7 protein-coding genes are annotated in these 4,459 nt (G+C 74.8%); all 7 read left to right on the top strand.

Annotation, left to right across the window (positions count from 1 at the left end):
- Positions 1-376: 376 nt before the first annotated feature.
- The 7 genes from HCJ92_RS22435 (at position 377) to amaP (ending at position 4,418) form a co-directional block, all read left to right on the top strand.
- Positions 377-598, top strand: a complete 222-nt coding sequence (locus tag HCJ92_RS22435; RefSeq protein WP_338054329.1) for a helix-turn-helix domain-containing protein — start codon at positions 377-379, stop codon at positions 596-598.
- Positions 599-676: 78 nt separating this feature from the next.
- A complete protein-coding gene (locus tag HCJ92_RS22430) occupies positions 677-1,456 on the top strand; it encodes an enoyl-CoA hydratase/isomerase family protein (protein WP_167935432.1) in 780 nt (259 codons plus the stop codon).
- Between the two features lie 314 nt (positions 1,457-1,770).
- Positions 1,771-2,253: an Asp23/Gls24 family envelope stress response protein gene (locus HCJ92_RS22425; protein ID WP_167935431.1), complete on the top strand. Its 483-nt coding sequence runs from the start codon at positions 1,771-1,773 to the stop codon at positions 2,251-2,253.
- A gap of 67 nt (positions 2,254-2,320) precedes the next feature.
- Positions 2,321-2,521, top strand: a complete 201-nt coding sequence (locus HCJ92_RS22420; RefSeq protein ID WP_167935430.1) for a hypothetical protein — start codon at positions 2,321-2,323, stop codon at positions 2,519-2,521.
- A complete protein-coding gene (locus tag HCJ92_RS22415; protein ID WP_167935429.1) occupies positions 2,505-2,918 on the top strand; it encodes an Asp23/Gls24 family envelope stress response protein in 414 nt (137 codons plus the stop codon). Before HCJ92_RS22420 ends, HCJ92_RS22415 begins: the two co-directional genes overlap by 17 nt.
- Positions 2,919-3,217: 299 nt before the next feature.
- Positions 3,218-3,715, top strand: a complete 498-nt coding sequence (locus HCJ92_RS25695) for a DUF6286 domain-containing protein (protein WP_167935428.1) — start codon at positions 3,218-3,220, stop codon at positions 3,713-3,715.
- A gap of 106 nt (positions 3,716-3,821) precedes the next feature.
- Positions 3,822-4,418: an alkaline shock response membrane anchor protein AmaP gene (gene amaP / locus HCJ92_RS22405; protein ID WP_167935427.1), complete on the top strand. Its 597-nt coding sequence runs from the start codon at positions 3,822-3,824 to the stop codon at positions 4,416-4,418.
- Positions 4,419-4,459: the final 41 nt, after the last annotated feature.

Raw genomic sequence — 4,459 nt, 5'->3', positions numbered from 1 at the left:
GTCAGCCACCCGGAGTCGGGCGAGAACGCCAGATCGCGGACGGGGCCGTTGGCGGAGCGCGTCGCGGGCCGCCCGTGGCAAACCGGCGTCCGTCGTGCGGGTGAGGTTTTGGTGTGCGCCCGCCTGCGTTCCCGCCCGACCCCGCCGCACGGCCGGCCGGGACCGCGGGGGGCGTCCGGCCGCGCCGCCCGGCGCTGACCTGGTGCGACACCGCCCCGCCGTCGCTGTCCGCGCCACGACGGGCCCACCGCCAGCCGCCCCTGCCGGGCGGCCCCGGATCGCTGCGGTCGGCACCGACCTCGCCGAATGGGTGGCCAGGAAGCCGGTTAGGGGTGATCATGAGAGTTCCAGAGCGCACTTCCTTGAGGAGGCACGGGTGGCCGAGACTCTGAAAAAGGGAAGCCGGGTGACCGGCGCCGCGCGCGAGCAGCTCGCGGCAGACCTCAAGCGGAAATACGAATCAGGCGCGAGTATCCGGGCGCTGGCCGAGGAGACCGGCCGGTCCTACGGATTCATCCACCGGATGCTCCGAGAGTCGGAGGTGAACCTGCGCGGACGCGGGGGAGCCACCAGAGGGAAGAAGGCCGCCGCCTCCTGACCGCCGTTGAGTACGGCCCTGTCCGACCGTTACTCTGCCCGGGCGAACACTACCCGTGAGTAACGTTCGGAGGGGTCGATGACAGTACTGGACCAGGACGGGGTACGGGTCACCGTGGACGGCGCCATCGCCACGGTCACCCTGCACCGCGCCGAGAAGCGCAACGCGCAGACGTTCGCCACCTGGCGGGCGCTGGCCGCGGCGGGGCGGAGCCTGCCGGGCACCGTCCGGGTGGCGGTGCTCGCAGCCGAGGGCCCGTCCTTCTCCGCCGGGCTCGACCGGCGTGCCTTCACCCCCGAGGGCTTTCCCGGCGAGCCGTCCTTCGCGGAGCTGGCGCGGTTGGACGACGCCTCCCTGGACGAGGTGATCGCCGGCTACCAGGAGGCGTTCTCCTGGTGGCGGCGGAACGACGTGATCTCCGTCGCGTCCGTGCGCGGCCACGCCATCGGTGCCGGGTTCCAACTCGCGCTCGCCTGCGACCTGCGCATCTGCGCGGACGACGTGGAGTTCGCGATGCGCGAGACCTCGCTCGGTCTGGTGCCCGACCTCGGTGGGACCTCGCCCCTCGTCTCCCTGGTGGGCTACGCCCGCGCGCTGGAGATCTGCGCGACCGGCCGGTCCGTGCACGCGGCGGAGGCAGAACGTGTCGGCCTCGCCAACCTCGTGGTCCCCGCCGCCGAGCTGGAGGCGGCCACGGCCGACCTGGTGGCCGCGCTGGTCGCGCCGCCGCGGGACGCGGTCGTGGAGACGAAGGCCCTGCTGCGGAGCGCGGTGGCCTCCGACTACGACACCCAGCGTGCCGCCGAACGCGCCGCCCAGGCGCGGCGGCTCCGCGACCTGCTGGGCGAGGGCGACTGACGCCGCTCCCGCGCCACCCGCGACCGGCCCGCGCTTCGGCGCGGGCCGGTCCCCGTTCCGGAGCCTTCGTGCGGTGCCCGCAAGCACCGCATGGAAGGCACCACCTGGCGGAACGGCAGATTCCGCCCCGGGAGGACGAGTTCCGTGCAAGGTCCCGGAGTCTGGGTACAGCACCCCTTGAGACCCCGTGTCGGGGGCACCGGTTCACCCGCTCGGCGCGGCCCGGGTGAGAAGCGAGGGCCACCGGTCTAACCTGACACGACCAGCGGGTCCGGCTCGCCCGGAGCGACCCGGACCGGGAACGAGGAGGCGCAGTGACCGAGACGACGACCGACCTGGCGAAGGACGAGCGAACGAGCTCCGCCAAGCCGCTGGCGAACCGACGCGGCACCGGTGACCCCGCCACGCGCGGGAAGACCACCATCGCCGACGGTGTCGTCGCCAAGATCGCCGGGCTCGCCGCGCGGGACGTCGTGGGCGTCCACGCCATGGGCACCGGCCTCGCCCGGACCTTCGGCGCGGTGCGCGACCGCGTCCCCGGCGGTACCAAGTCCGCCACCCGAGGCGTCAAGGCCGAGGTCGGCGAGGTGCAGACCGCGCTCGACCTCGACATCGTCGTCGAGTACGGCGTCTCCATCGCCGAGGTCGCCCGCACCGTCCGGGAGAACGTCGTCTCCGCCGTCGAACGGATGACCGGACTGGAGGTCGTCGAGGTCAACATCAACGTCGGCGACGTCAAGCTGCCCGAGGACCTGGAGGAGGAGACCGAGGACGAGAGCCGCCCGCCGCTCCAGTGAGCGGTGCGCCCTCGCACCACCAGGGACAACCCCGGCCCACCAGGACCGGTGAGTGAAGGAGCGGAAGATGAGCATGGCCGTCGTCGGCATGATCGCGGGCATGGCACTCGGGTTCGCCGGCTATTTCGGCGGATTCGGTGCCTTCCTGCTGGTCGCCGCGCTCGGTGCCGTCGGCTTCGTCGCCGGCCGGTTCGCCGAAGGGGATCTACAGCCGGGGGACTTCTTCCGGCCGGGGGAGCGCAACCGCGACAATGAACGACGCCTCTGAGGTCGCCGCCGCGCCGGTGCCCCCGGCCGAGCGCGGCGCCACCCGAATCGCCGAACGCGTCGTCGCCAAACTGGCCGCCCAGGCCGCTCGCGAGGCACTCCGGGAGACGGCGGCCGACCCCGCCGCGACCCCTGCCCCGCGGTCGGCCGGCAGCCGCTACCCCGAGGCGTACGTCTCGCTGCGCGGCTCGGCGGTACCCGGCAGCGGGGACGTCGCCGACATCCGCGTCGGCGTCGAACTCGACTACCCGACGGACATCGGCGCCCGGTGCCGCGCCGTCCGCAGCCGGATCGAGACCCGGATCCGCGATCTCGCGGGCATGCAGGCACCGGGTATCGAGGTCGATGTCGTCGGCCTGTACTCCGAACACCTCACGGCCGGCGGGAGGGTGCGGTGAACGACCGCCGCAACGCCCCGGGCCCCGGTTCGGGCCCGGAGCCCGAACCGGTCCCCCGGGCTGCCGGTGTCATGGGCGCGGAGCACGCGGACCCGTCACCCGCGCACCCCGACGAGTCCGCGCACGCCCGCCGGGAGCACGACCGGTCCGAGCCGAGCGTGTCCGACCCCGCGCCGGCCGCTCGCCGCGCAACCGGCGGGGGACCGGCCCGGGGCGCCGGTGGATCGCCGACCGGGAGCGGTGCCCAGGAGCCGTCACACCCGGCCCGACGCTTCTGGTCCACCAGGCGGCTGCCGGCCGTGGCCCTCGCCGTGCTGCTCCTGGCAGCGCTGGGCCCGCTGCTCTACGACGTCGTGGCCGTCCGCGCCGAACGGCCGGCCGCCGCCTGGCGGACCGAGCTCGCCGACCAGCTCGCCAACCGCACCCTGGACGACCCCTGGGTCCTGGCGGTGGCCGCCGCGCTGCTGCTGCTGGGGATCGCCCTCGTCGTCGCCGCTCTCACGCCAGGCCTGCGCGGGGTGCTGCCCATGCGGCGGGCGGACACGCGGGTCAGGCCGGGTGTCGAGCGCAACGCCGCCGCGCAGGTGGTGCGCGACCGGGCCATGGAGGTGGCCGGCGTGCTCTCGGTGCGGGTCCGGGTGGGCCGGTCCCGGGTACGGGTGTCGGCCCGCGCCCACTTCCGCGACCTCGACGAGGTCCGTACCGATCTCGACTCCGCGATGCACCACGCCGTCGAGGAACTGGACCTCGCCCACCGGCCCGCGCTCACCATCCAGGTGAGCCGCCCCGCGAGCTGACGAGAGCCCGCCTCCGGCCACCCCGCACCCCGGCCATCCCGCGCCCGGCCGTCCGCACGACGATGCCGCGCACGACAACGCCCCGCACGGGCGGAAAGATCTGGAGATGCTGCGAACCGTCAACAGGGTCGTCCTCACCCTCGCCGGCCTGGCTCTCGTCGCAGTGGGCGGCGTGGTCCTGGCCATGGCCGCGGACCTCCCCTCGCGGCTCGGGGTGGGGCTGCCGACGAACTGGTCCTGGCAGGGGCCGGACTCCACGGTGCTCAGCCGTGCCGACCGCCTGCACTGGCAGGGCGAGAGCTGGTGGTGGCCGGTGGTCATCGGCGCGCTGGCCCTGCTGGTGGTCCTCGCCCTGTGGTGGCTGCTCGCCCAGCTCCGCCGCCGACGGCTGGGCACCCTCGGCGTCGACACCGGCGACGGCCAGTCGGCGCGGTTGCGCGCCGGAGCCGTGGAGGACGTACTGACGGCGGAGGCCGAGTCGCTGCCCGGGGTGGAGCGGGCCCGGTTCACCCTCGTCGGCCGCCGCGCCGGCCCGGCCGCCCGGGTCGGCCTGCTGATCGCGCCGCAGGCACGACCCCGGGACGTGGTGCACACGCTGCGGGACCGCACCCTGGAGAACGCCCGGGTGTCGGCCGGTGCCGAGGAACTGCCCGCGGAGATCCGACTGCGGGCGACGCGGCACGCCGCGGACCGCGTCAACTGACCGCTCGCCCCCGCCGGGTCGGCCGCGGGCCGGCCCGCGGC

Origin of the sequence: Streptomyces spiramenti (assembly GCF_012034385.1) — a bacterium.
Classification (GTDB): Bacteria; Actinomycetota; Actinomycetes; order Streptomycetales; family Streptomycetaceae; genus Streptomyces; species Streptomyces spiramenti.
The sequence above is the reverse complement of the archived record's forward strand: the minus strand, read 5'-3'. Positions and strand labels throughout refer to the sequence as shown.